The sequence below is a fragment of the Pauljensenia sp. C0254C2 genome, from assembly GCF_056583835.1.
This window is the reverse complement of sequence record NZ_JBWPJO010000007.1, coordinates 22,011-48,201: the sequence shown is the minus strand read 5'-3', so window position 1 is coordinate 48,201 and position 26,191 is coordinate 22,011. Positions and strand designations below refer to the sequence as shown.

Genomic DNA, 26,191 nt, shown 5'->3' with positions numbered 1-26,191 from the left:
CGAGCTAGTTCAACGCAGAAATGATTGCTTCGACTGAGGCTTTGGCATCACCGAAGAGCATGTGCGTGTTGTCCTTGAAGAACAACGGGTTCTGTACACCCGCATAGCCGGTCGCCATCGAACGTTTGAAGACGATGACATCGTGTGCGTCCCACACCTTTAGCACCGGCATTCCCGCAATCGGGGAGCCGGGCTGCTCGGCGGCAGGATTCACCGTGTCATTCGCGCCGATGACGAGGACGACGTCAACATCACCGAAATCATCGTTGACCTCATCCATTTCCATCACGATGTCGTAGGGAACCTTGGCTTCAGCCAGCAGCACGTTCATATGACCGGGCAGGCGACCTGCAACAGGGTGAATACCGAAGCGGACATCCACACCCGCCTCGCGCAGTCGCTTCGTCAGGTCCGCGACTGGATACTGTGCCTGAGCCACTGCCATGCCGTACCCGGGAGTGATCATGACGTGCTGCGCATCCGTCAACATCTCGGCGACACGCGCAGCGTCAATCTCGCGATATTCGCCTGTTTCGTCCGAGGCTGACGCAGTCGCACCTGTCGATCCGAAACCGCCCAGGATGACGGAGATGAACGAACGGTTCATCGCCTTGCACATGATGTAGGACAGGTACGCGCCGGAGGAGCCGACAAGCGCGCCAGTGATAATGAGCAGATCATTGTTGAGCATGAAGCCGGCCGCTGCCGCAGCCCACCCGGAATACGAGTTCAGCATGGACACGACAACGGGCATGTCTCCGCCGCCGATCGCGGCCACCAGGTGCACACCCAGTGCCAGCGCGATGAGAGTCATGATGATTAACGCTGCAATGCCAACTCCGGTGAAACCGTCCTGACGCACGAACAGTACCATCAGGATGAGGCAGACGACGATGGCAGCAAGGTTGATCCAGTTGCGCCCCGGAAGCATCAACGGTGCGCCCGAAATCTTCGCGGACAATTTGAGGTACGCGATGATTGAGCCGGTCAAGGTGACGGCACCGATGAAGATGCCCAGGAACACTTCACCGAGGTGGAATCCTCCCAGCAGAAGCGCATTGGCGTCGGGTGCCAGGTAGGAATTGAACCCCACCAGCACTGCTGCCAGGCCGACAAATGAGTGCAGCAATGCGATCAGTTCCGGCATGCCGGTCATCTGAACGTTGCGTGCCTTCCAGATGCCGATCACTGCGCCGATACTCATTGCCAGCGCAATCAGGATCGCGGTAACGACCACCCCGCGTGCCGGCTGCGACGTGAGAGCCAGGACTATGGTGGCGACCAGCGCAATCGCCATGCCGATGATGCCTGAATTGTTGCCACGTTGAGCCGTCTCATGACGGGACAGTCCGGCCAGCGCCAGGATGAAGAATATGGCGGCAACAATGTAGGCGAACACAACGAAGTGTGAGACGAAGCCACCGGACAGGAGGTCGGCACCCGGAATATCAGCTGACATGAGGTCCTGGGGAAACGATGTGACAAGGTTGGTGAACACGGTAAATCTGCCTCAGTCTTTCTTGAACATCGCGAGCATGCGGTGGGTGACTGTGAAGCCGCCGAAAATGTTGATCGACGCGACGAGTATGGCGGCAAAGGAAATGATCGTGACCAAAACGTTCGACGATCCAATCTGAAGCAGAGCGCCGACCAGGATGATGCCGGAAATCGCGTTCGTCACCGACATGAGCGGCGTATGCAACGAGTGCGTCACGTTCGTAATGACGTAGAACCCGACAACCACTGCAAGCGCCAGCACGATGTAATGGCTGGAGACCATCAGCGGTGACGTCAAAATCAACAGGGCGGCCAAGGCTATCGCCACGACAATTCCGATCACGCGGTTACGCTTATGGGACGCTTCCTTTCGTGACTCATCAGCCGCTCTGGCAGCGACTGCCGCCGGGTCTTCGCGCGGAGTCGGAGCAGGAGCAGGAGCCGCCGACACGTTGACCGGCGGCGGTGGCCACATCACGTCGCCCTCGTGCGTCACAGTGATGGAGCGAATGATCTCATCATCCATGTCCAGCGTGAGCTGACCATCCTTGTCGGGCGTGGCCAGACGCAGCAGATTCACAATGTTTTGCCCGTACAGCTGGGAGGATTGTGCTGGGAGTCTGCCCGCCAGGTCGGTCAGGCCGATAATGGTGACGCCACCTTCGGTTCGCACAATTTCCCCGGGTGACGTCAGTTCACAGTTACCGCCGTTGGCAGCTGCCATATCCACAATCACGCTGCCTGGACGCATCGCATCAATCGCGTCGGCACTGAGCAGGCGCGGAGCGGCACGCCCCGGAATGTTTGCTGTCGTGATGACAATGTCGGAGCAGGCAGCCTGTTCGGCGTACAGTATTTCAGCTGCGCGCGCCTGATCAGCGTCCATCTCCTTGGCATAACCGTCACTGGATTCCTGACGGCCCACCGGGATCGGAACGAATGTGGCTCCCATCGATTCAACCTGTTCGCCCACCTCGGGACGCACGTCGGTTGCGTAGACTTCAGCGCCCATGGAGTTGGCGGTGCCGATCGCTGCCAGACCGGCAACTCCCGCACCGATCACATAGATACGTGCCGGCGGCATTTTCCCGGCCGCGGTGACCTGACCGGTGAAGAGGCGGCCAAATTGATGAGCGGCCTCAACGACGGCTCGATATCCGGCAATATTGGCCTGAGACGACAGGACATCCATCGCTTGAGCACGTGAAATTCTCGGCACGGTGTCCATAGCCAGCGCGGTGATGTTCGCCCTCGCCAATTCGTCGAGCAGTTCGGGGTGGCGCGCGGGTGCTAGGCGGGAAATCAGTGTTGCGCCCGGCTGCATCGCCGCGATCTGCTCGCTTGTGGGGGCGTCGAGAGTGAGGACAATGTCGGCTCCCCACGCGCCGCGGTCATCGACGAGGGTGGCTCCCGCATCTTCGAATAATGAATCAGGAAATTGAGCGGTTTGCCCAGCGCCTCGTTGTACGCACACGTCGAAACCCAGTTTCTTGAGCTTGGTGACGGTGTCAGGGGTGGCTGCGACAAGTGGCTGATCAGCATTGCTGGCTGGTACTCCGACGAGCACACGTACTCCTTTGTTCAAGCAGCGACTGTGCGATGCTCGTGGCACGCGCACAGAAAGGTGTTGTGAAGAAGGCACAGCGCAAAGTTGAGCGTTGCGCCGCATTCACGTCTTTATCGTATAGGTGGAAACCGTCATGCGCCGCATCTTTGATCTGCTAATGCGTCAAAAGCTGGAAAGTCGTGGTGGGCAACGATTACCGTTAAGACATGAATTACTTCGACGACGATGACGAATCAATGGACAAGGTGGACAACCTCGACGCGGTTGAAGCAGACATTTCAATTGCAGCGGACCTCGAATCCGTATGGAAAGCGGTCAGCGAGCCGGGCTGGTGGGTCAACGACGGGCCATTCGGCGACCATGAATTTGAGCGCGGCGAGGATGGCCTGTACCGTATCGAAGATCCGGATGCCGGTGCATGGCTGATCGAAAAGGAAGATGAAGATCCGATGGATCTCATTTCCTTCCGGTGGTACCCGCTGGCAGGGGACGAATTCCCTGAAGAACGCACCACGCGCGTGGAAGTATCACTGTCCGAGAAGGACGGCCAGGTACAGGTGCACGTCGAGGAATCAGATATTACATCCGTCAGCGATGACGAGGCTGAAGTGCGCCAGGCATGGGAAGATGCGCAGGGCACGTGGGATGTTGTCCTGCCGGCACTGAAGGCCTACCTGGAAGGCGCAGCCTGAGGCTGTGCCGCTGCGCCGTACACGAACTCAGTGCGCAGCGCAATGTCGGTATCTACTTGACGAGCAGGCGGTCGCTGATTCGCCCCTCCGGGTCAATCCACGGTTGAAAGTCGACGGCGCGCCCGTTGATGGTGAATGTGAACCGTCCTGTTTGCTGCACGTCGAGTTGATCAGCACCTGAGCGGCTGGCCACCTGGCAGAATTCCCGTATCTGCTGGCGTTCCGAATCTGTCAGCCAGCTATCTGGGTCAGAACATGAATGAACACCCATGACATGCCCGAGGTCCCGGGTGACGGCGTTGACCTGGTCAGAAAGCAGGGAGCCGCGTGTTCGCACGAATGCGACATCGGGATCTGGTGCCACCAGCGAGGTCAACCAGTATCGAGACAGCGCATTACGCAGCGCATTTCTGACGGCCGGACCACTTGGATCACGATGGCGTTCGGTGTTGTCCCAGTAGGGAGCCGTGTCGGGTCCCACTCGCATTCCATCAATCAGCCCTACAGACGATCCAATCAAAGCGCCAGACCCCATGATGTAGACATCTGGCACAGCTTGGCGAATCGTACGCAGACCCTGGCGGTAGGCTTCCTCTCGATCACAGTCCTGGTAACGGACTCCGGGGATGGCGGCACCATTGAGGAAATCGAGTTTGAAGTAGGTGAATCCCCAGCCGTGTGCGCGTTTCATGACGTTCGTCAGCCACTGCTGGGCACCGGGATGTGTGGTGTCGAGTCCGAAGTATGGTTCGCCCCAGTTATATCCGGCGTGAGCCAGTGTGCCATCGGCGTTATGAATGAAGTATTCGGGGTGTTCGCGTACGATCGGGGCACTGCTGCGGGCAATGAACGGCGCCATCCACAGACCCGGCCGCATGCCGGCGTTGTGAATGAGGGTGGCACAGTGGTCCATGCCGTGTTCAAAATCTGTGTTCGCCTGCCAGTCGCCAACTGTTTTCTCCCAGCCGTCGTCAATCTGCAGCACGCGATAGCCAGCTGTCTGCGCGTGCGGCACTTCGGTTTCAATAGTGTGTTCGGTGATTTCTTCGAACCAGGAGTACCACGATGACCACACAGGTCCGCAGTCCTGACGTGAATGAAATTCTGGAATCGAATCAGCCAGAGCGCGTGCATATGCGGCGAAGATTTCGCGTTCTTCCCCTATGCCGATCCACCAGGTCAGCTCGCTGTTGTCGTGCTCTGGATCCAGCGGGGCAGATGCGACCTGCTGACCGGTCACGGTGAAGACGCCGGTGCGGCCTCCCAGTGTTCCGACCACGATGACGCGATGCGTTGACGAGTCGACTGTCCACGCTGTCAGCAGGTAGGAGCGGTGGTCAGTTGTTGAATCGGTGGCGGGATCTTCCGCCGTCAGGAGGCGTTCGTCGTTGTCCCACACGCGCCACGGTTCGCGATCGGTGTACCACCATGCTGTCGGCGACCAGGAGTTGATGCCGTGGCGGTAAAACTCACTGATGGAGTGGCCATCAACGTCAATCCTCAGCGTGTCAGCGCGCAGCTGTGCTCCGGTGACACTGAGTTCGAGGGGTGACATGGATGGTGCGTTGAGGACGCAGGAAGTGGTGGTGGTTTTGAGACGCAAATGCATGGGAGTGCTTTCGGATGGCGAAGAAAGTGAGAAGGGGCAGGGAGTGCTGGAGGTAGGAGGAGACTGCGGGAGGGCAGGGTGACGTGGCAGTGGCAAGGTGCCGCCCGCAGATTGCGGTCGGCGGGCGGCACCTGGTGTTGCTGAGCGTATGCAGCTCAGCAGTGGTATCTGGTCCGACTATTGATCTGCAAGGATGCCGTTAATCGTGTCGTTCAGCTTCGGCAGAGCTTCAGCTGGGTCAACGCTTCCGCGCTCGATCTGTTCGATGACGGTGTCTGCTTCACTGTTGATTTCATCAGCCTTGAAGGTGATGGGGTAGTACGACAGTGATGACGGATCCTTTGTGATGTCAATGTATGCGGAGACATCCACTCCGTTCGCTTCGTGAGCCTTGGCAGCTGCTTCAGACTGCGACGTGATGGACGGGAAGACCACTGCTTCCTTGGCGATGACGGACTGGCAGTCTTCCGATGTCAGGTACTGAACCCACTGGAATGCCTGATCCTTGTGAGTGGAGGATGCCGTGATCGATGGTGCAATGCCGTTGATGATGGTCTTGCGGCCTTCTGGTCCCTTCGGCAGCGGTGCGAACTTGAAATCGCCTGCCTCGGAGTTTGCCCAGGTGTTGATGCGCCATGAGCCGTCTGGGATCAGGGCAGCTTTGTTCTGCTCCATCATCGGTTCGAGGCCGAGGTTGCCGGCCTGTTCAAGCGGAGTGACGTAGCCTGCTTCAATCTGCTTCTGCCACCAGGTGAGAGCCTCGATCAGTTTGGGATCGTTCATCTGGTACTGAGTGCCGAACGGGTTCTTGTCGAGGTATTGGAAGCCGTTTGAGAGCGCCAGCCATGACCATGGGCCCTGGCCGACAACGCCGCCACCGCTTTCAAGTCCCCATCCGTATGTGGCAACTTTGGTCTTGTCAAAGTCGGCCTCGTCGCCACGCACACCATTTTCGTCGATGGTCAGATGAGCGATGAGTTTGCCGAATGAACCGCCGTCCTGCGGGTTCCAGTCCAGGTCCTTCAGGGATTCGGGATCAATCCCGGCGTCTTCAACATCTTTGGCGTTGTACACCAGTGCGATTGTGTCCCAGTCCTGCGGAATGCCGAAGGTCTTGCCGTCGTAGTCCCACAGGGAGGCAAGGTCGCCGGTGTACTGGCTCATGTCGATCTGTGCCTTGTCAATGTACGGCTTGAGATCCTCCAAGGCGCCCTTGGATGCGAGCTCCGGGTAGTGCGCAACGTGGTTTGTGATCACATCGGGAGCTGTTCCTGAGGAAATGGCAACTGACAGGTTCTGCCAGTAGTCATCCCAGCCTTTCTGGTCAATGGTGACCTTGATGCCGGTCTTCTCCGTAAAGTCGGCTGCGCACTTTTCGTATGCCGGCTTCTGGTTTGGATCCCACAGGCTGTAGGTGATTCCCTGTGAATCCGATTCGCCGGACATGCCGGCTGCACCGGAGGTACCTTCGTCTGTCAGTTCGGCAGGTGTGCAGGCGCTCAGTGCCAGTGCGGCCATTGCTGCCGCACATGTTGAGGCGACTACTTTCTTCATCATCTTCTCCTTTGAAATTGTGTTGGAAAAAACTTTGCGGAACGTCAAAAGGTTTGTGTTACTTAGCGGACGTCAGACCGATTGATCCGACAAGCTTGCGACCCAGCAGGATGAGCACCAGCAGCATCGGAAGAGTCTGCAGGGTGGCAGCAGCCATCAGCCCGGCCCAGTCGGGGCGCGTGGAAGGCGATGCCTGCTGGAAAACGGCCAGCGCAACGTTAAGCAGTCGTACTGCGTGCTTTTGTGCGACCAGTTGCGGCCACAGATACTCATTCCATGCGAAGACCGCCTGGATGATGGCGATCGTGGTCAGGGGTGCGGATGCCATTGGCGCGATGATCTGGACGAATGTACGCCAGTGCCCGGCACCATCCAGCGTTGCCGCCTCTTCAACTTCACGCGGAATGGACAGGAAGAACTGGCGCAGGAAGAAGATCGCGAACGGGCTGATGAAGAAATAGGGTGCCAGCAGGCCGGTGAACGTGTTGAGCAGACCGGCGTTCTTGATCAGGATGAAGTTGGGCAGCACGATGAAGATTGGTGGAATCATCATGCCGGTCAGGAACAGGGCGAACAGCGCGTTTTGGAAGGGGAAACGCAGGCGTGAAAATGCGTATGCCGCCATCGCGGAGGTCGTGACCTGGCCAACCACCAGCAGAGCCGTGAAAATTACGGAGTTACGCAGGTAGAGCCAGAAGTACATGGTTGCTCCGGATCCGCCTGCAGCGAGGTCCTCTTTTGGTGTTGCCAGACCGAGGACGCGTTTGAAGTTGATCCACGTTGATTGCTGTGGAATCAGTGAGTAGTCGCCGTTGAAGATCTGCGCATTTGGGGTGAACGCCGTGCGGATCATCCACACGAACGGCACCAGTGTAATGAAGAGCAGGATAATCAGGGCGATCCATCCGGCAACGAGACCCGGGCGAATGGGGCGGCGATTCTTCTTCGCAGCCCTGCTGGCCTGCGTGTCAGTGCGATCAGCTTTTTGAGACAGTGACGTCATGACTTCACCCCAGATCCGTTTCGGTTGCGCGGGTGACGCGCAGTTGAACCAGCGTCATCAGCAAGATGATGAGCAGCAGCACCACAGCCATGGCTGCTGCGTATCCCATCTGGCCTTGCTGGAACGCTTTTTCGTAGATGTAGAAGTAGATCACGCGCGTCGAGTTAACAGGTCCGCCTTTCGTTGCCACGGCCACGGTGTCAAAGATCTGGAATGACCCGATGGTGGAGACCACCACGACCATGACCAGAATGGGTCGGATCAGCGGCAGTGTGATGGAGAAGAATGTGCGCCATGTGGAGGAACCGTCAATTTCAGCAGCCTCGTACACCATGGTCGGAATGATCTGCATGCCCGCGAATATCAGTAACGCGGTGTAGCCCATATTGCGCCACGAATTGACGAGGGCGACGGTGTAGATCGCGATGTCAGGGTTAGAGTAGAAAGCGATCGGACCGACATTGAGATAGGACAGCATGTGGTTGAGCAGTCCAACGTTGGGATCGAGGACGAACAAGGTGATCACTGCGATCGTCACGTTGGGAACAAGCCAGGGGACGAGCAGCAGGGATCGGATCAGGGTTGAATGCGAGATCCGCTGCATCAGGGTGGCGATAGCCAGGCCCAGAGCTGTCTGCGTGGAAATATTGACGACCACGTAGATCGCGGTCACGACCAGTGCATGACCGAAGTGATGGTCGCCGATGAGTTTGCGGTAGTTGTCAAAACCGACCCAATGAGGCGTGCTGATCATGTCCCAGTCGGTAAACGAAATCTGCAGGCCGCGGATCATGGGCCACAGGTAGAACAGCAGGAAGCCGAAAATGGCAGGTGCCAGGAATACGAGCGCAACCGGAACATCGCGCAGTTTGCGTGAATGCCGGTGCGTCTGTGCGGGTGAATGCGCGCCCTTGCTTTGTACAGTAGTGCTCATGAGGTCCTTCGTCTTTGAGCCCTCGACGGGTTGAACAGTTACTATTATTAGGTTACTTTCTTTAATAAGTCAATGTGATGGAGAGAGAGTCGTGTATGCCTGCTCCTAAACGCCTTCAGCGGCGCGCGAATATGGCGCGTGTTTTGCGTTACTGCCTTGAGAGTCCGCGCACTCTCAGCGACATTGCTCAGCAGTGCAGCATCACCCGCCCCGCAGCGGAATCAGTTGTCAGCGACCTCGCGGATCTGGGATGGATTACCGAGGTCGCCCCTCCGCAGGGATTCACATCATTGGGACGCCCCGCAGCGTTCTACGGAATGGCTACCGATGCCGGCCACGTCCTTTCCCTCGATATTGGAGCCCACCACATCACTGCGATGTCTGCTGATCTTTCAGGCAAAATCCTGGATGAACGAAGCATCAACATTGATGAAGACTGCTCTGCCGATACGCGTATCGACGTAGCTGTTGACCTGACGAACGAGGTGCGCGAACACACCACCTGTGGGACAGCATGGACCTGCACTGTCGCTTCGCCAGGGGTTCAGCATGATGGACGTGTGGTCTACTTCGGGGGTGAAGGCATGCCCGGTTGGCAGGGACTGGCACTTGATCAGATTTTCAGCGACAGACTTGGTGTGCGCGTGCGAACAGCTGGAGACTGTGCGCTGGGTGCCCGTGGCGAATCCTGGAAAGGCGCTGCCAGCCAGTATTCCGATGTCGTCTTTATCCTGGCAGGGCGTCGTACAGGTGCTGCGAGTGTCATCGACGGTCGTGTACGTGAAGGCCTCATGGGCAGCGCCGGTCTGATTGGTGAACTCCCGTGCATTCGCTGGAAAGACCTTGAATCGGAAACATTCGTGTCGCACCGATTTGCGGGCCGTACACCCACGCGAGAAGAGCTGTTCGAAGGAGCCCTGGTCGCTCATGACGGTGACGCTGATTACCAAGGCGCGATAGCTGAATACGCACACATTCTTGCGCAGGGAACTGCTGCGATGATTCTTGCTATTGCTCCGCAATGCGTGGTGATCGGCGGACAGTTTGCGCGATACGCGTCCCTGTTTTACGACCAACTAGTTGACGACCTCACCGACCTATGTCCTTTCATGCCCCATGTCGCAGCCTCCACACTGGGCAGACGCGCCGTCGCATTAGGAGGAATTCGACTCGGCCTTGATGACATTTTTGACCAGATCACTCGTCTCGTCACGCACGCCGACTATTTTCCGTCAATTTCGCCGAATACGCTGTGGAGATAACTCTCCAGAGCCAGCACGTACTATACTCACGTTTACTGCCACGGGAGCCCAGTTGTGCTGGGTTGAGAGGAGGGGGAACAGGGCCCCTCGACCGTTGAACCTGATCCGGGTTAAAACCGGCGAAGGAAGGCTCTCTTCTCGTGCGCGTCTTCAAGGTCATACACGAGAAAGAGGACACGATGACTGACCAGAAGCCGCGCCTGAGCTGGCGCGTTGTTGATTTTGTGACAGCTGCAATCCTCGCGGTAGCCTGCGGCTGCATTTTCTTGCTGTGGAACCAGCCCGGTGATTTATGGACCAAAGCGATGGATGCCCTCACCCCGGGTCTGGGCGGAATCGCCGTTGGAATCTGGCTGATTGGCGGTGTTCTGGGTGGCCTCATCATCCGCAAACCCGGTGCCGCACTGTTCGTTGAACTCCTGGCAGCATGTATGTCCGCAGCTCTGGGATCACAATGGGGCATCGGCGCGGTGTATTCAGGCATCGTGCAGGGACTCGGAGCTGAACTGATCCTCCTGATTGTTCTGTACCGCCGCTTCACATTGCCGATCGGCATTCTGACCGGTATGGGTTCAGCTCTGGGTGCATTCGTCTGGGAATTCATCGCCTACAACCACGCCAAAGGTGCACTGTTCAACGTCACGTACTTCATCACCACGCAGATCTCCGGCGCATTGCTGGCAGGCCTGCTCGGATGGTTCATCGTGCGCGGACTGGCTCAGACCGGCGCGCTTGACCGTTTCGCAGCTGGACGCGAGCGCCACGAACTCGTATGAGTCCGGAGGCAACTACCCGCGTGGATATCGGAGCCTCCGTTCACATCGACAGATGGGGATGGCGGCACGCCGGTAGACGCGCATGGGCACTGAATCAGATCACCCTCGACATCAGGCCCGGCGAACACGTCCTCGTACTGGGGGCATCCGGGTCCGGCAAGTCAACACTGCTGTGCGGTATTGCCGGCGTGCTCGGGGGCGACGACGAGGGTGAATCTCACGGCACGCTCACTGTTGACGGGGCTCGCCCCGAACAAATGCGTGGCTCCATCGGCCTGGTCATGCAGGATCCGGAAGCACAGGTCGTGCTGGCGCGGGCCGGTGACGACGTCGCATTCGGATGCGAGAACCTGGCGGTGGAACGTGAGGAAATCTGGCAGCGTGTCGATCAGTCGCTGCACATCGTGGACCTGAATATTCCGTTGGACTATCCGACATCAAAACTATCCGGTGGGCAGAAACAGCGTCTTGCACTGGCAAGCGTGCTCGCCATGGATCCGCGTCTGCTGCTTCTGGATGAGCCGACAGCCAATCTGGATCCGCAGGGCGTCCAGCAGGTCCGCAACGCGACCCGCGCAGTACTGGAACGTACCGGTGCCACAGCAATCATCATCGAACACCGCGTCGACGTGTGGATGGAACTGATTGACCGCGTCATCGTGGTGATCGACGGCGCAATCGGTGCCGACGGCACCGTGCAGGAAGTCCTGCATGACCAGGCTGATTACCTGCGTGAATGCGGGATCTGGCTACCAGGTGACGAAGAAGCGGTGATCGGTGACAGTCGGCGTGACGTACGCAATCAGCACACTGACAGCATCGTGAGTGGCAGCCAGGATGATCCGGTCGCCACCAACACGGATGCCATCACTGTCAGTGACCTGACTATCGGATACGACCCGGTTCATCCGATTCGGCGCGACATCTCGATGAGTATTCCACAGGGCAAATGCACCTGCATTGTCGGCGGAAACGGATTGGGAAAGACAACACTGGCTTTAACGATGGCCGGCCTGCTCAAGCCGCTTGACGGCAAGGTGCGAATCGATCCGGCGCTCACTGAAGCGTCGGATAAAACCTCTGCGCCCGGCGAGGGGCCCGAACGGACAACTTCACGCTGCCCTGAATCCACCGACCCGTACGAGTGGCATTCGCCGGATCTGGTCGGACGATTGTCCATGGTGTTTCAGGAACCCGAATATCAGTTCGTCTGCCGCACTGTTCAAGAAGAGCTGGAACTTGGACCAACACTGGCTAAGTTTGACTCCGACCAGCGCGACGAACAGGTTGAACGTTTCCTGAAAGCTCTGAAACTTGAGCACCTTGCTCGTGCGAATCCCATGACACTGTCCGGTGGAGAAAAACGCCGCCTGTCGGTGGCGACCGCGCTGATCAGCGCGCCGGACATTGTGATCGCCGATGAGCCGACCTTCGGACAGGACCGGTCCACATGGGTCGAACTGGTGGCACTGCTGCGCTCAGTGGTCGATGCCGGCACCACGCTCGTGGCGATCACGCACGACCACTCATTTGTTGAAGCAATGGCGGACAACGTCATTGATCTGAGCGAAGTCGGAAGCGACGCGCGCCCGGATTCAACATCTGCCGGTGGCGTGGAGAGTACAGATGGTGGGGACGCCCTCGGCAATGAGGGGCATTCGCGTGCACACAAGCGAGGCGCATTGCTCAAGAAGGTCAACCCGGTGACGCAGGTGCTGGGAATCGCTGCAATGACGACCCCGCTGATCGCTTCCATTGACACAGTCAGTGCAGGCATTGCGCTGATCTGTGAACTGCTGCTGCTCCCACTGGTGGGAATCAGTGCGAAACAGATGGCAGTGAGGATGATTCCGGTCCTCATAGCCGCACCGTTGGCATCAGTGTCAATGCTCCTGTACGCCGACCCGGGTGGAACGCTGTACTGGCACTGGGGGCCGATGGCGATCAGTGACCGCTCCATCGCGTTGGCAGCAGGAATATTCCTTCGTGTCATCGCCGTCGCAATGCCGGCGATCGTTGTGTTCTCACGCATCGACCCGACCGACATGGCAGATGGACTCGGACAGATACTGCACCTGCCGGCACGCCCCGTGCTGGCATCACTGGCAGGTGTCCGTATGGCCGGACTCATGATGGCCGACTGGAAAGCGCTCATGCAGGCTCGGCGCATGCGCGGCCTCGGTGACGCCAACAGGTTCATCGCGTTCTTCCAGGGAGCGTTCGCACTGCTCGTCTTTGCGCTGCGCCGCTCCGCCAAACTGTCGGTGACGATGGAAGCACGAGGATTCGGTGCAGATACGCGGCGCACCTGGGCGCGCCCCTCCACAGTCAGCTGGGCGGACATGGTCTTCATGGTGCTGTGCATCGCGATCCCGGTGATCGCACTGACCACAGCAATCCGTTTCGGCTGTTTCGAATCAGTCGGCACCTGAACAGGAACGAAGACAGACGAGCCGGCCGCAGGTACCTCACTGGGTACAGCGCCGGCTCGTCGGTCTGTCTGCGGCGCATCACCCATGCAGTAGGCTGACTGAGTGCCGACTTCCCATATTGCCAAAACTGACGACGTCAACCCTTTCGAGCGTGCCACGTCCTCGTATGGGCACATCCGCCCCGGATACCCGGCTGCAGCGGTCGACACACTGATCGGTGCCTGCGAGGCGAGCGGCCTGCAGACCGGGTCGCCAGTGCGTATCGCAGACATCGGTGCCGGCACAGGAAAAATGACGTTCGCACTGGCACGGCGCGAAGTCGATGTTGTTGCCGTTGAACCGGCCCGGGCAATGCGCGATCAACTCACCGGCGTTCTTCATGGGCATGACGTCGCCGACAATTCGGCCATGAACGAGGGCGACCCAGCTGCGGATGGAACACCATGGCATCAGGCGCACTCAGGGCTTATCCGCGTGATTGATGGAACCGGGGAGCGGACCACATTGCCGGATCGAAGTGTCGACGGTGCAGTATTTGCACAGTCGTGGCACTGGGTCGATGCGCATGAGGCGAGCGCCGAGCTGGCGCGAATTGTTCGACCTGGCGGCGTGGTGGCAGCAGTGTTCAACCAGATGGATGTGCGGATGCCGTGGGTGCACCGCCTGACACGGATCATGCGTTCGGGCGACGTGCACCGGCCCGACAAACCACCCAGGTGGGACCCGCCGATCACACCGGCGACGCTGCATACCTGCAGGTGGATGCACGTCTTACTACCCGAACAGGTGATGGAACTGGCACGCACCCGCTCCTCGTACCTGCGGGCGAGTACGGCCATGCGCAAACGCATGCAACGCAACCTGCACTGGTACCTGTACGAACACCTGCGCTACGAAAGCGACCAGTGGGTGTCCATCCCTGTCGTCACGATGACGTGGATTGCGCGCAACGGACTCAACTAAGGTGTGCCGGCAGCTCTAACAGTGATGCCGGGGCGATTCTTACGCGCCGCCACCAGCGCAAACCCTACCCATTAATTCCAGGATGGCGGATGTCGAGCTGGGCACGCACCTGATCGATCATGTCCATGACCTCCACCGTTGTGCGCCACGGCATCACACTGCTTTGGGTGTGACCCTGGGCCAGGCAGCGCGCCACTTCAGCCACCTCATACTGGAAGCCGCCGGGAATGCGGGCATCCCACTGTTCCACGACTTCGGTCCCCTCGTCATCCCACGTGCGCAACTGCAGGATACCGGGCTGGTAGAACTGCTCAGGCAACTCCAGGCACCCACCTGCACAAACCACTTCGGCCGCTGTGGCCGAACGCGCATCCATCGCGGCGCGAGCCACACCCAGCGCATCTCCTGCGCGCACAGTGACAACTTCAGCGGTGTCAAGGTGATCGGGACGCATCCGGCCGTGCGCCGACAGCTCCTCGGGCGCACCGAGCACCTGATGGACAAATGACAGGGAATACACGCCCAGATCCAGCACGGCTCCGCCACCCAGCTCAGGGCGAATGAGGCGCGGAACATCCAGGAGGCGCTGCCCGTGATCAGCGTGAACGGAATGCACAGCTCCCAGACCTCCTCCGGCGAGGATGGCGCGAAGAACGTGATGGTGAGGCAAGTGGCGCATCCACATAGCCTCCATCGCAAACAGGTGCGCTCGTTCAGCCGCATCGAAAACATCGCGTGCCTGCTGTGCCGTCATCGTGAACGGCTTTTCCACCAGCACAGGTTTGCCTGCACGAAGAGCCATCAGCGCGCAACGTGCATGGTAGGGGTGGATCGTCGACACATAGACCGCGTCCACGTCATCGCACGCCACGAGTTCCTCGTACGAATCCACAGCCCGCTCGACGTCATTGTCACGTGCAAACGCCTTTGCCCTGGACGGTTCGCGGGCAGCGACCGCGACGACGCGTGAAGTCGTGTACGAATTGATCGCGGTACACATCGTGCGGGCAATGCCGCTGGCACCAATGATTCCCCACCGAATACTGGGAGCATCCATCGGGTCAGGGATGTGCACGTCGCCAGCCAGGCGGCGCATCGCAGGCGGCAACTCCGGGAGGGTTTGATGGGGGGACGAGGGTGTCTTCGATGTATCTGGCGTCATAATTCGATTCTGTCACATAAGTGTGCCGACTACGTGCGGTCGAAGGTGACGCCAACGTCAGGTGAATCGTGGTGATGCGGTGCGATGTTCGTACAATAAAGAGGACACGGACGTGAACGTATCCCCACGTCTGACATTCCATGCAACACGGAGGTGACGGGTGCTCGACAGTCCATCTCTGCTCGGCATTATCGCCGCGCTGGTGATGTATGCAGTGTCCGTGTCGCCGTCCCTGCTGCCCAGATCCTGGTGGTGGCAAGCCGTCGTGTCCGGCGTTCTTGCATCGCTCGGATACGTGGTGGGAGTGGTGATCGAGAGCACCGGAACATTAATCTTGCGCCTGACTGACTTAACCATCAGTGCCTCGCCTGCCACCGAGACCGGGTTGCGGTGGGCCGCATTCCTTATTTTCATGATCTGGTTCATCCGATCAGTCGTTCAGTCATTCATCCACGCCCGCTCAGCTGCGCAACTGGTGGACATGCCCGGTCCGCGAATCAGCTCCATTGTGCTGGGACTGCTCGGAGCATTTGTGCTCTTCCACGTGATCATCGGTGTACTGGATGCGTTGCTGTGGATGCTGGCCACCCTGGTCACTTTCCTGGCGCGATGGATACCGGTGTGGATCGCGTTGGCGGTGGGATGCGCAATCATCGTGGCGCTGCTGATCCTGTTGACCTCAAAAGTGATTATCGCTGGAGGTGTCACGTTCTTTTCCCGAAAGGCATGGGAAATGAACAACCGCACCGCCAAAGGGATCTTTCGTCCCGAGGTGCCCGAACGATCCGGATCCCACCATTCCCTGGTGTCGTGGGCATCCGTTGGCGGTCAGGGCCGCGTGTTTTTGGGACGAGGCCCCTCGCGCCACGACATTGAAGAGGTGACCGGGCGCGAGGCCCTCGAACCTATTCGCGTCTACGCCGGCATGCCGACAGGCGGGCAGACCCTCGCTGACGCAGCTGACATGGTGGTGCGCGAATTGGAACGCACCGGCGCATTCGAGCGGGCGGTCATCGCCGTCAATACGTCAACGGGATCCGGCTGGGTTGACGAGTGGGAAGTGCAGCCTCTGGAGTACCTGACCTGCGGCAACTGCGCCACAGCATCGATGCAGTATTCCTACGCACCCTCGTCCCTGCATTGGATGACCGGATTGGACCACTGCGTCGAAGCCGCGATCATGCTGTACCAGGCAGTCAAGAAGGCAGTGGACGGTCTGCCTGCTAATCAGCGGCCGGCGTTGTATATCACTGGAGAGTCGCTCGGCGCATTCGCCTCACAGGCTGTGTATACCGACCTGGCCGATGTGATGCGTCAGGTGGACGGTGCGCTGTGGGTGGGGACGCCCTCGTTCACCCCGATGCATCAGGAGCTGACAGAAAAGAGGCATCGCGGATCGCCCGAGGTGGCACCTGTTGTGGACAATGCGCGGCATGTGCGCTTTGCGACAGGTCCGGAGGATTTGCGCCACGATATATACGGCCGTGAACTCGGGCCGTGGCACTTCCCGCGCATCATCTACGCACAACACCCGTCCGACCCGGTGGTGTGGTGGACGGGCCGCCTGGCGTGGTACCAGCCGGACTGGATGCGTGAAAAAGCCGGCCGCGACGTGTCACCGTCCATGGAGTACACCCGTATCGGGACATACCTGCAGGTGCTGGCTGATTTGCCGGTGGCGGGTCGGGCACCCGGTGGGCACGGGCACACCTACCACCACGAACTGATCCCCATGTGGAAGGAACTGCTGGGGCTTGGGGACGCAGAACGTCCCAACACGCTGCCCGATGGTCAGTGGGCTGATGATGCGATGCTGCGGAGGATCGGGCACGCCATTTCCGCCAACATTGCGCTGTCCGAACGCCAGTAGGCGGCGGTCAGGCAGGCTGCCGGAGAGCGAGTCCCTTGAGCGTTACTGGCGCGGAACTGCGATATCGACGGCAGACTCGTCAACCCTGACATGTACCGTCGAGGCTGTTCCGACCGGATCCCCGTCGACTTGCACGATGCGCGGCTGATCGACGTCGACCTTGACATCGCGGCACTGGCGAGCTGTCATGTGGCCGGTCGAAGCAGGCAGATCCAGTGGTGTCCATCCTGCTCCCTGCGCAAGAATCTTCCCCGCAACATTTGCCCAGCCAAGCAGACCTGCGCGCACGTCCACTGCCACCACGTCGAGGAGTCCGTCAGTCGGATCCGCATCAGGCACCAGCACCAGGTAGGGCAGCTCACCACAGTTGGCAACCATGATGGTCCGTGCCGGCACATCGCTCAGTTCTTCAACATCAGGGCGGTCACCCTCGTCTGCCTGCGCGTCGGGGTGTTCTGCCAGGTCAGGAGCCACCGTCGACTGGTCGGCGGAGACGGCATCCTTCAACTTCAGTGACGCCTTCATGCGTTTGCCGTGCAGCGCCTTCACACCGGAAATGACGTAGGCAATCCACCCGATCTTCTTCTTCAGACCAGAATCCGTGTTCGCCATCGTCTCGCCATCAAAGCCCATTCCGGCAATGACCGTGTAGGCGAATTCATCATCCTCTGCGATGGTGTCACCGTTCGCATCCAGGCGTTCGCGTGCTTCGCGGATCAGCTGGCCTTCAGCGGTCAGGTCGCCAACCTCGTCCGGATCTTCCATCCGCAGCCACGCCAAGTCACCGTGAATAAAGGTGCTGCCCAGCGCAATACGGATGGCTTCATCCAGGTCGTCGGTGGGAATATTCAGGTTGCGTGCCAGCAGGTTGCCGGTTCCGGCGGGGATGATTCCCATCGGCACGCCGCTGTGAGCCAGGCTGGCCGCAACTGCACGCACGGTCCCATCACCGCCAGCAGCGATGACCAGTGATGCGCCCTTCGTCAGGGCCTCAATGGCCTGCCCGGTGCCGGGATCTTCCTCGCTTGTCTCAATCCACTCGATGTGGGAGACGTTGCATGAGCGCGCTACTTCTTCGACGTGGGCCTGGAACTGTTCAGTATCGGACTGTTTGGCAGGGTTGAACACGACCCACACGTTCTCCAGCGTCTTGTCGCTCTCATGCGTGTTGACGTCGAACTGGGCGTCCTGGCGCGCATTTGAGCGCGATTGCTGGAAGGCGAGCCAGCGTACGACCAACACCAGACCAGCTGCTGTAGCGCCAGCCGTGGCCAAACTGATCCATCGTGAAAGATTGATGCGTCCCATGAAAAGCTCCTATCTGACGGTGCGACTGTCTGGACTGTGCAGCTTCGAGTTCCCAGCGGTGCGGACGGGCCGGCCCGCCAGTCCTGTTCGACTCTCTGCCACCTTCTACCTCTATTGTCGGGCAAAGTGGGCGCAGGGGCGCGGCGGTTAATCCTTCTGTCTACTTCTCAGCCTTCTGCCTACTTCTCGGCCGCCGGCTCGATCGCCTTGCCGGCTTCAGCAGCCTGATTCTCGATGGTGCGGATGAAGTAGTCAACAGGGTAGACACCTGTCAGGTACGCGTTGTTGATGAAGAACGATGGTGTTCCCGTCAACCCCACTGATTTGCCGTGCTGCGTATCAGCCTGGACGGCGTCCTTGATCTTCTCGGACGTCAGGTCGGCGCGGAATTGATCCAGGTCTGCCACACCTACCTGCTCAGCAATCTGCGTGACGGACTCTTCAGTGTAGGACGCATGATCTTGCGTGGGAGCCTGAGCGAAAACCGCTTCGTGGAATTCGACGTACTTGCCCTGCAGGCCGGCTGCCCGCGCAGCGGCGGCAGCGATGTCAGACCCCTTGTCGGAGAAGATCACCATGTCGCGGTACTCGATGCGCAGCGTCCCATTGTCAATCAGTTCCTGAAACTTGGGCTCAACCTCCTGGGCGTACTTGGCGCACATGGGGCACGAGTAATCCGAGTACTCGACCATCACGACGGGAGCGTCGACCTCGCCGCGCGCCATCGGGTCGTTGGGATCGCGTCGTGGCTCATCGGCCAGAATCTTCAACGCCTCCTCATTGGTCTGCGAGGGAGCGTAGTCCAGCTGCTGTTGAGTGGTTGCGGATTCAGAGTTTTCACCTTGCTGCGATGCCGCCTCGTCCTGTGTCTGCGAGGACGCCTCGCTTTGTGCCTGTGACGGCTGCGGCGCGGTGCTTCGCCCAACGAACACTCCGGCGGCGAACGCCAGGACCACTGCCAAAACAGCGGCAATGGCGACCAGGACGGATGACGAGGAGCGCGACGACTGTGAGCGCGCCGCACGAGCATCAGTGCCGTGCGTAGCTGATCCTGCTGGTGCGGAATTCTCGTCTGCACCAGCAGAGCCGGTGGAGGAGGCTTGTGAGCCGGAGACGGGCACGGTGCGCGTCAAATGTGAATCTGCGCGACCAGGTGATTCAGAATCAGAAGAAGTACGCTGAATGTCCATACACGCACATTATCGCGTTTTACGTGGCCACGTCGGTCGAGCCACCTCCGGTGCACAACGCGATGCGATCCGAAGATTCAGAGCAGATCCTTCTTCTGCATGATCTTGAGGGCCGCCCATCCGAAGGGGATACGACCGTAGAAGGTCACCAGTCGGTACAGGACGGCAGTGGACAGTGCCACCGAGACGGGGATGCCGGCAACCTGCAGTCCGCCGGTCAACGCAGCTTCCACCGGACCGATACCGCCAGGCGAGGGGATCACTGATCCCAACGAGTTCGACGCCAGATATGTCACCGCCAGGGTCAGCAGGTTGAGCTCACCGCCGAAAGCCTTGAGCGCTGCCCAGAACGCGCCGACGAAGCCGATATTCATCACGATGTTTCCACCCAGGACGGCGGCGATACGCTTGGGCTGACCCACGATCCAGATCAGACGCGGGTAGATCTGCTTCCACGTCGGCTTGATTTTTGCCCACAGCCACCTGCGCAATTTCGGCACTGCGAGCGCTGTGGCCACCACCGCCAGTACTGCGACCACGATCAGCACGATCGTCGACGTCGGCAGGGAAATGTTAAGCGGTGTGGATGATGCTCCGGTCAGCAAGATGATGAAAAGCAATGCGACAGTTGTCAGGAACTGGGAGATCTGCATGAGCGTGACCGTGGTGATCGCCATCGGTGTCTCAACTTTTTGTTTATTGAGGAAGCGCAGGTTCAGCGCCGCAGGACCGATACCGGCAGGAGCCACGACCGTCACAACGGACGCGGCGATCTGTGCCAGGGTCGCGTCAGACAGTTTGATCTTCTCGGTAGACAACGCCACCAACGGCACGGCAGCACCGAACCACGTGAGCGCACCCAGGATGAACGCGATAAGAATCCACACCGGGCTGGCAGACGTAACAGCATCAGCGATTTCGCGGAAGTTCATCGAGCCGAGCACGACGATGAGGGCCACCGCGAGGATCGCGACCGTGATAATCGTCTTCGGGGCGAAGCGTTCAAGTTTCAAAAGCTGGGCGGATTCGTTCTTCTCATCGCCCACAATCGCAGTTCGCAGATTTGCCAACGTTTCACTCTTACGCACGGCACGGCTGATCTGCGCGGGCAGCACCGCGCCTTGCAACACCGGCGCGCTGGCCTTGAGTTCACGGATGCCTACCGCGCGCACCGCACTTTCCAGGGCGCGTTTTTCACCCACGCACACCGACAGCAACACCAGCATCTGAGCAATGTCGATCCTGCGGTTGAGCTCGTTCGTTGCTACTTCGCCCTGATCCCAGCCGAGCAGCCATACCTGTCCGGACGCGTCCAGCATCACCGAGTCGAACGTGAGATCGCGGTGCGTGATCGACCGGGAATGCGCCAGGAGTAACTGATTCCACACCTGATCCAGTACGTCGTCAGACAGGAGGTGATCAGGCGAATCCTTGAGCGTTGTCACCGGCGGGATCGCCTTGGATGCCACCAGGATTGAATCGCCTACCTGGGCCATTCCCAGTGGTTCAGCAACATGCACGCCAGCTCTGTGCGCAGCCAGCGTCGTCAGCGTGGAGCGTTCAGCGTTGGCTTTCAGCGACGGCGAGACCCATCGTGATATCCCGCGCAGACGCAGATTGTTCCATACGTCGATCAGCGTGCCTGTCAGTTCGCGACCCGGATCAAGCACCTGTACTTCCCACAGCCTGCCGTGGTCATCCCACACCGCATAGTGGCGGGCGTCGGGGCGTTGCGGGTAACGCGTGACGGTGTATTCAACCAGGGCCACATCGGTGGTGAACATGTGCAGATCCTGGCGCGTGGAAGTGACGTCAGCTTCCTCATCAGTGGAAGTGGTCACCTCATCGGTCACGTCAGTTTCAGGCGTGCCGGCATTGGTCGTCTCGCTGCCGGCTTGCACCGCGGTCGATCCTGGCCGAGCACCCACTAGTGCCGTATCGCGCCCCGGCTGCATGTCGGCCCCACTGATTACCGAGGCAGACCCGTCCCCTGTTGGATGGCGATCCGGATTGACGCGCCGTGAGTCTACCTCGTCAATCTTCCACGTCACCAGCGGCGAGGTTGACGTTTCCAGGTCGGAACGGATGATCCGCGAGGGGACAATGCCGATCGACAGCAAGCCTTCGACAATGTCGATTCCAGTGGCACGCTGATCCTCGAAACCGAGGACCCATCGTGCCAGTGAGCCGATCATACGGCCAAGCAGCAGGGAGACGAGCGCTGACGGAAGGCTCATGGTGCCGCGAATGACGCCGAAAAATGCGACGACCGCCAGGCCGAGCCAGCCGTAGCGGATGGAACGCATATGCGTCGTTTCGCCGGCTGTGGTGAATAACGCGGCAAGCGTCATGAGGACCAGGTTGATGGCGGCGTGTGCGCCGAAGGTGCCGGTGGCACCTAACGGAGCCGTGAAATCGGCAGGTACATGATCGAGCACTATCATCAGAACCCAACCAGTGAACGTCGCGATCGCCGCGGTCAGGAGTGTTTCGATGATGGTGGTGAGTCTTCCTCGCCGGGCAAGCGCGCCCACGATGACGATAGGGCCGGCCAGAATGATCAGGCCCTCGATCAGCGTGACGGGCAGCAGGAAAATGGCTCGCAGAGCGCCGGCAAAGACGTTGCGCACATCGTCGGTGACCCCTTGCGTGGTTGAATGGGCGTACATACCCAACACCCACACCAGTGCGATTCCCAGGAGTGCGAGGATAACGTCGGTCAGATCCTCACGTCGGCGCGTGCGCTCCTCATGACGGTCAGCGAAATACGCGGGCCGCGACAGGCGCGGAAGGGGAGCGGTCGCGCGTTGAGTGGCGGCGAGCTGGTCGATCGACAGGTCATCGATGGACGCGTCGGGGTTTGAGCCGGGCGGCTCAGTGTCAGTCTTGGCAGAAGCGTTCGTGGTGGATCCGTGCGGTGTGGGCGTCGACGGGCCTGACGTCGCGGAGGGCGATGCGGATGTGGGTGTGGCTGAGCCAGGTTCGACCCAATCGGATGTCGTCGACTGGGGTGCCGTCGAATCCGCGCCCTTCAAAGTCATACGATCTATCCTAATGGCGCAACGCCTATTCGTGCAGTAACACATATAGGGTAGTGCGTGCACCGTTTTGAGGTGTTATGCCCCGCTAATGAAAGGGAACTTGTGCTGGCTGTAACCGTGATGCCAACCGATCAATCGTGGTTGACAACCGTCATCGGTTGGTTCCACGATCCCGAATCCTTGCTGCTCGCGATGGGTCCGTGGGTGCTGTGGGGCACGCTGCTGATCGTCCTGATCGAATCGGGCATTCTGTTTCCGGTGCTGCCTGGCGACTCCCTGCTGTTCACGGCCGGTCTGCTTCATGAGCGCCTGGGGCTGCACCTGCCGACCTTGATTGCACTGACGTTCGTCGCTGCGTTTATCGGCGCACAGATCGGCTATTGGCTGGGGCATCGATTCGGGCGGCGTCTCTTTTCCGACAATGCGCGGATTTTGAAGACCGAGCATTTGCACCAGGCTGAACGCTACTTCGTGAAGTATGGCGGGCGCTCGCTGGTGATCGGGCGTTTCATCCCGTTTGTGCGCACATTCATTCCGCTTGCCGCCGGTATCGCGCGCTACCCGTACGGCAAGTTCGTCATCTATAACTCGCTGGGCGCTCTGGCCTGGGGCGTGGGCATCACATGGGCCGGCTCCGCGCTGGGCGGTATCCAATTCGTTCACGATAATTTGTCAGTCATTATCATCCTGATCGTCGTGGTCTCGGTCATCCCCATGATCGCCGAGTTCGCCATTCAGCGTGTCCGTCAGTCTCGCAAAGGTCGCGCTGAAGCAGCCGAAGCATCCGCGCAGGTGTCGGATGCAGTCGATGCCGCTTCTGAGGCTGCTGATCGCAGGTCCGGGTCAGTCAGCTCTGGTCCCGAAGCTGTCGACCCGAAGCCTGAGGCATTTCGGCGGGCCGGCAGCACCGCAATTGACGAGGGTGACCCGACCGGCACCGATCGCGCCACAGAAAGCTGATTCATGAACTGGGTTGCATGGTTGGGGCTGATGCCACTGGTGATCGCGATGGTTGTCATCGCAATCCTTCCCGGCTATTTCTGGGTGCGCACACAGATCCGTTCATCGGTGGTGGCTGCCGCAGCCGGTCCGGCACTCACTGTCGGAACCGTGTCGATCCTGTCGATGATCTGGCATGCGCTGGGAGTTCCGTATACCCGCGCTACCGTTATGCCGGTCCTGGCATTGCTGACCTGCGCCGGAGCTGCGGTTTATGTGCTGCGTCGGCGCGCAAACCCTGAACATGGCGAACTGCTTGGAGACAGCCTGGTGGCGCGGCCACCACTGCGGGCAGATGCGCCGGCCTCGCACGCCTACCGCATTCTGTCGCGCAGAGCGCGCGGCGCAATCTGGTTCATGGTGTTTGTCGGCTGGGTGCTGGCCGCACTGCCCATGCTGATCGCGGCCAATCCGCGTGATCCCGTGCAACAGTGGGACTCTGTTTTCCACGTCAATGGTGTGTGGTCGATTCTGGAGACCTCACGTGCGGATCCTTTCGGAGGGTTGGCACCTCTGTACGGTGGGCGTGAAGTTTTCTACCCGAACGCCTGGCATGCGTTCACGGCGCTGTTCGCCACGCCCGAAACCGTGATTCAAACGTCGAACGCGGCCTCGCTGGCACTGATGGCGCTGTGGGCGATCGGTGGCACAGCGTTCACTGCTGTCGTCACCACTTCACGGGTTGCCGTTGTCGTGGCACCCGTTGCTGCGGGCTGCATGCTCTCCATGCCGGCTGACGCCCTGACCATGTACAACCAGTGGCCCAACGCGTTGGGAGTCATCCTTCTGCCGGGAATTGCTGCAATGAGCCTGGTCTGGGGCAGGCGGTTGGCGCGATCGACCGATCGTGGGTTGACTGGCGCGTTTGCACATCTTCCGCTGGGAGGGCTGATTGCCCTGGGCTTCGTCGGCATGGTGCTCGCCCACCCCACGGCCGCGTTTTCACTGGCTGTGCTGCTGATTCCACCGATCATTGCGTCCATGTTCATCCTCGTCAGGCGCTCCGCGTGGATCGGTCACTACGGCGTGGCTGCGGCAACAGGGGTGGTGTGCGTGGTGGCGGTGTGCGCGCCGCTGTGGATGCTGGGTATGGATCGCGTGCAGGCGATGGGGGATTACCCGAGGCGGGGCATTTCTTACGAGCAGGCTTTCTCGACCTTCCTGACCCCTTATCCGCCTTTCACCCGCACCATCGGCTTGATCTTGACCATCACGATCACCGCGGTGCTGATGCTGATTGGCATCATTGCGCTGATCCGCGGCGCATTTGTGTGGTCTCGAGTGGTCAAGAACGACATTCCCACCTGGCCGTGGCCGTCAGTGCCGCAGCCCGAGGCAGTAGTGCCTTCCGGCGCAGCGGCCCCCTCCGACGAGGCAGCGCAAACCGATGCAGCGCTCCACTGCCAGACAGCAGATTCTCACGATGCGGCAGAGCATCCCTCGGCAATGCTGCAGGATTCGACGGAGCCGCCCTCGTCGACGGCCTCCATGACCGTGAGCGAACGAGCCGACCTGTGGATCGCAACGCGCCAACGCGTGCGCGAATCGTATGGGCCGCGTCCGACAACCTGGCTCATTGTCTCTTTCCTGCTGTTCGCGGCACTGACTTTCATGGCGTATGCACCAGATTTTCCCGGACGCACCTACCTGCTGGCACCGTGGTACATGGATGCTCGTCGCATCATGGGGGTACAGAACCTCACGATGATTCCTCTGATCGCGTTCGGTTTCGAGCAGCTCGTGAACTGGGTGCGCTCGCACAGGGTGCGCGCCGCTGACGAGCATCATGCGCAATCGTCACTGTGGCGGGTCGGCGCACTGCTCGGCGTGTGGATCGTCGCCATGTCACTGGGCGGCGCGATGGATGCTCGGGTGTGGGCGGTGCGATACGTGTACGACGCAGATCACCTGGGCAAACCCGGAATGTCAACGAACGCGGAGCTGAACATGTTCCGGCGCATGCCTCAGACGGTGCCAGAAGATGCGTTGATCGTCGGAGATCCCATCGCCGGCGAGGCCTACTCGCTGTCGATCGGACAGCGTCAGGTCGTGTTCAGGCAACTGTCGACGGTTAACAAGGACACGGTTTCGCAAGATATCCTGCGCCGATCCTTTAATGAGATCCACACCAATCCCGAAGTGTGCCAGGTGGTTCGTGACCTTGGAATCACGCACTTCTTTGAGGACGAAGATGGCCAGTACTATAACTTCGCACGCTCCTCGCGAATGCCAGGGTTCTACAACGTGGACACATCCCACGGCTTCGAGCTGGTCGACACTGGCGGCACGGCGAAACTGTACCGCATCACTGCCTGCGACTGACGAAGCGCAG

Annotated in this window: 17 protein-coding genes and 1 pseudogene; 8 read left to right on the top strand and 10 right to left on the bottom strand. The window is 59.8% G+C overall.

The features are described 5' to 3' along the window. Positions 1 to 4: 4 nt before the first annotated feature. Both pntB and AC1DA5_RS06750 read right to left on the bottom strand, forming a co-directional pair. Positions 5 to 1,459: a Re/Si-specific NAD(P)(+) transhydrogenase subunit beta gene (gene pntB, locus AC1DA5_RS06755; protein ID WP_082628704.1), complete on the bottom strand. Its 1,455-nt coding sequence runs from the start codon at positions 1,457 to 1,459 to the stop codon at positions 5 to 7. 51 nt (positions 1,460 to 1,510) lie between these two features. Continuing rightward, positions 1,511 to 3,064, bottom strand: a complete 1,554-nt coding sequence (locus AC1DA5_RS06750; RefSeq protein WP_480289656.1) for a Re/Si-specific NAD(P)(+) transhydrogenase subunit alpha — start codon at positions 3,062 to 3,064, stop codon at positions 1,511 to 1,513. Between the two features lie 206 nt (positions 3,065 to 3,270). Between AC1DA5_RS06750 and AC1DA5_RS06745 the strand changes: the two genes are divergently transcribed. After that, positions 3,271 to 3,756, top strand: coding sequence for an SRPBCC domain-containing protein (locus tag AC1DA5_RS06745; RefSeq protein WP_058237627.1), 486 nt, complete (start codon positions 3,271 to 3,273; stop codon positions 3,754 to 3,756). 52 nt (positions 3,757 to 3,808) lie between these two features. Here AC1DA5_RS06745 and AC1DA5_RS06740 read toward each other — a convergent pair whose 3' ends face one another. The 4 genes from AC1DA5_RS06740 to AC1DA5_RS06725 all read right to left on the bottom strand — a co-directional run bounded on the left by AC1DA5_RS06740 (position 3,809) and on the right by AC1DA5_RS06725 (position 8,856). Beyond that, positions 3,809 to 5,365 (bottom strand): glycoside hydrolase family 36 protein, encoded by a 1,557-nt coding sequence (locus tag AC1DA5_RS06740; protein ID WP_480289653.1) that lies wholly within the window; start codon positions 5,363 to 5,365, stop codon positions 3,809 to 3,811. A 177-nt stretch (positions 5,366 to 5,542) separates the two neighbouring features. Continuing rightward, the gene (locus AC1DA5_RS06735) at positions 5,543 to 6,922 is read right to left on the bottom strand and encodes an ABC transporter substrate-binding protein (RefSeq protein ID WP_480289651.1); all 1,380 of its coding nucleotides are present in this window, start codon (positions 6,920 to 6,922) and stop codon (positions 5,543 to 5,545) included. A gap of 55 nt (positions 6,923 to 6,977) precedes the next feature. Continuing rightward, positions 6,978 to 7,922, bottom strand: a complete 945-nt coding sequence (locus AC1DA5_RS06730; protein ID WP_480289649.1) for a carbohydrate ABC transporter permease — start codon at positions 7,920 to 7,922, stop codon at positions 6,978 to 6,980. 4 nt (positions 7,923 to 7,926) lie between these two features. Next, positions 7,927 to 8,856 carry a carbohydrate ABC transporter permease gene (locus AC1DA5_RS06725; protein ID WP_058237630.1) on the bottom strand — a complete coding sequence of 310 codons (930 nt, stop codon included), beginning with the start codon at positions 8,854 to 8,856 and terminating at the stop codon, positions 7,927 to 7,929. 95 nt (positions 8,857 to 8,951) lie between these two features. On the opposite strand from AC1DA5_RS06725, the gene AC1DA5_RS06720 reads away from it, so the two are divergent. The 4 genes from AC1DA5_RS06720 to AC1DA5_RS06705 all read left to right on the top strand — a co-directional run bounded on the left by AC1DA5_RS06720 (position 8,952) and on the right by AC1DA5_RS06705 (position 14,289). Further along, positions 8,952 to 10,118: an ROK family protein gene (locus tag AC1DA5_RS06720; RefSeq protein WP_480289647.1), complete on the top strand. Its 1,167-nt coding sequence runs from the start codon at positions 8,952 to 8,954 to the stop codon at positions 10,116 to 10,118. A gap of 179 nt (positions 10,119 to 10,297) precedes the next feature. After that, positions 10,298 to 10,894, top strand: coding sequence for an ECF transporter S component (locus AC1DA5_RS06715; protein WP_058237943.1), 597 nt, complete (start codon positions 10,298 to 10,300; stop codon positions 10,892 to 10,894). A gap of 20 nt (positions 10,895 to 10,914) precedes the next feature. Next, entirely contained in the window at positions 10,915 to 13,326 is a 2,412-nt protein-coding gene (locus AC1DA5_RS06710; RefSeq protein WP_480289644.1) for an ATP-binding cassette domain-containing protein, read from the top strand. Between the two features lie 102 nt (positions 13,327 to 13,428). Then, on the top strand, positions 13,429 to 14,289 hold the full coding sequence (locus AC1DA5_RS06705; protein WP_083314399.1) for a class I SAM-dependent methyltransferase: 861 nt from the start codon (positions 13,429 to 13,431) through the stop codon (positions 14,287 to 14,289). Between the two features lie 64 nt (positions 14,290 to 14,353). On the opposite strand, the gene AC1DA5_RS06700 is transcribed toward AC1DA5_RS06705, so the two are convergent. After that, entirely contained in the window at positions 14,354 to 15,451 is a 1,098-nt protein-coding gene (locus AC1DA5_RS06700; protein WP_480289642.1) for a Gfo/Idh/MocA family protein, read from the bottom strand. A 160-nt stretch (positions 15,452 to 15,611) separates the two neighbouring features. Between AC1DA5_RS06700 and AC1DA5_RS06695 the strand changes: the two genes are divergently transcribed. Beyond that, on the top strand, positions 15,612 to 17,321 hold the full coding sequence (locus AC1DA5_RS06695) for an alpha/beta hydrolase (RefSeq protein WP_480289639.1): 1,710 nt from the start codon (positions 15,612 to 15,614) through the stop codon (positions 17,319 to 17,321). Positions 17,322 to 17,363: 42 nt separating this feature from the next. Here AC1DA5_RS06695 and AC1DA5_RS06690 read toward each other — a convergent pair whose 3' ends face one another. The 3 genes from AC1DA5_RS06690 to AC1DA5_RS06680 all read right to left on the bottom strand — a co-directional run bounded on the left by AC1DA5_RS06690 (position 17,364) and on the right by AC1DA5_RS06680 (position 22,860). After that, positions 17,364 to 18,629 carry a diacylglycerol/lipid kinase family protein gene (locus AC1DA5_RS06690; RefSeq protein ID WP_480289637.1) on the bottom strand — a complete coding sequence of 422 codons (1,266 nt, stop codon included), beginning with the start codon at positions 18,627 to 18,629 and terminating at the stop codon, positions 17,364 to 17,366. A 179-nt stretch (positions 18,630 to 18,808) separates the two neighbouring features. Continuing rightward, a complete protein-coding gene (locus tag AC1DA5_RS06685) occupies positions 18,809 to 19,819 on the bottom strand; it encodes a DsbA family protein (RefSeq protein ID WP_058237635.1) in 1,011 nt (336 codons plus the stop codon). Positions 19,820 to 19,896: 77 nt separating this feature from the next. Beyond that, positions 19,897 to 22,860, bottom strand: coding sequence for a lysylphosphatidylglycerol synthase domain-containing protein (locus tag AC1DA5_RS06680; protein WP_480289634.1), 2,964 nt, complete (start codon positions 22,858 to 22,860; stop codon positions 19,897 to 19,899). 120 nt (positions 22,861 to 22,980) lie between these two features. On the opposite strand from AC1DA5_RS06680, the pseudogene AC1DA5_RS06675 reads away from it, so the two are divergent. After that, positions 22,981 to 23,619: pseudogene (locus AC1DA5_RS06675) on the top strand (DedA family protein); the annotation flags it as partial. Between the two features lie 204 nt (positions 23,620 to 23,823). Beyond that, a complete protein-coding gene (locus AC1DA5_RS06670) occupies positions 23,824 to 26,181 on the top strand; it encodes a DUF6541 family protein (RefSeq protein ID WP_480289632.1) in 2,358 nt (785 codons plus the stop codon). The last annotated feature ends 10 nt before the right edge of the window (positions 26,182 to 26,191 follow it).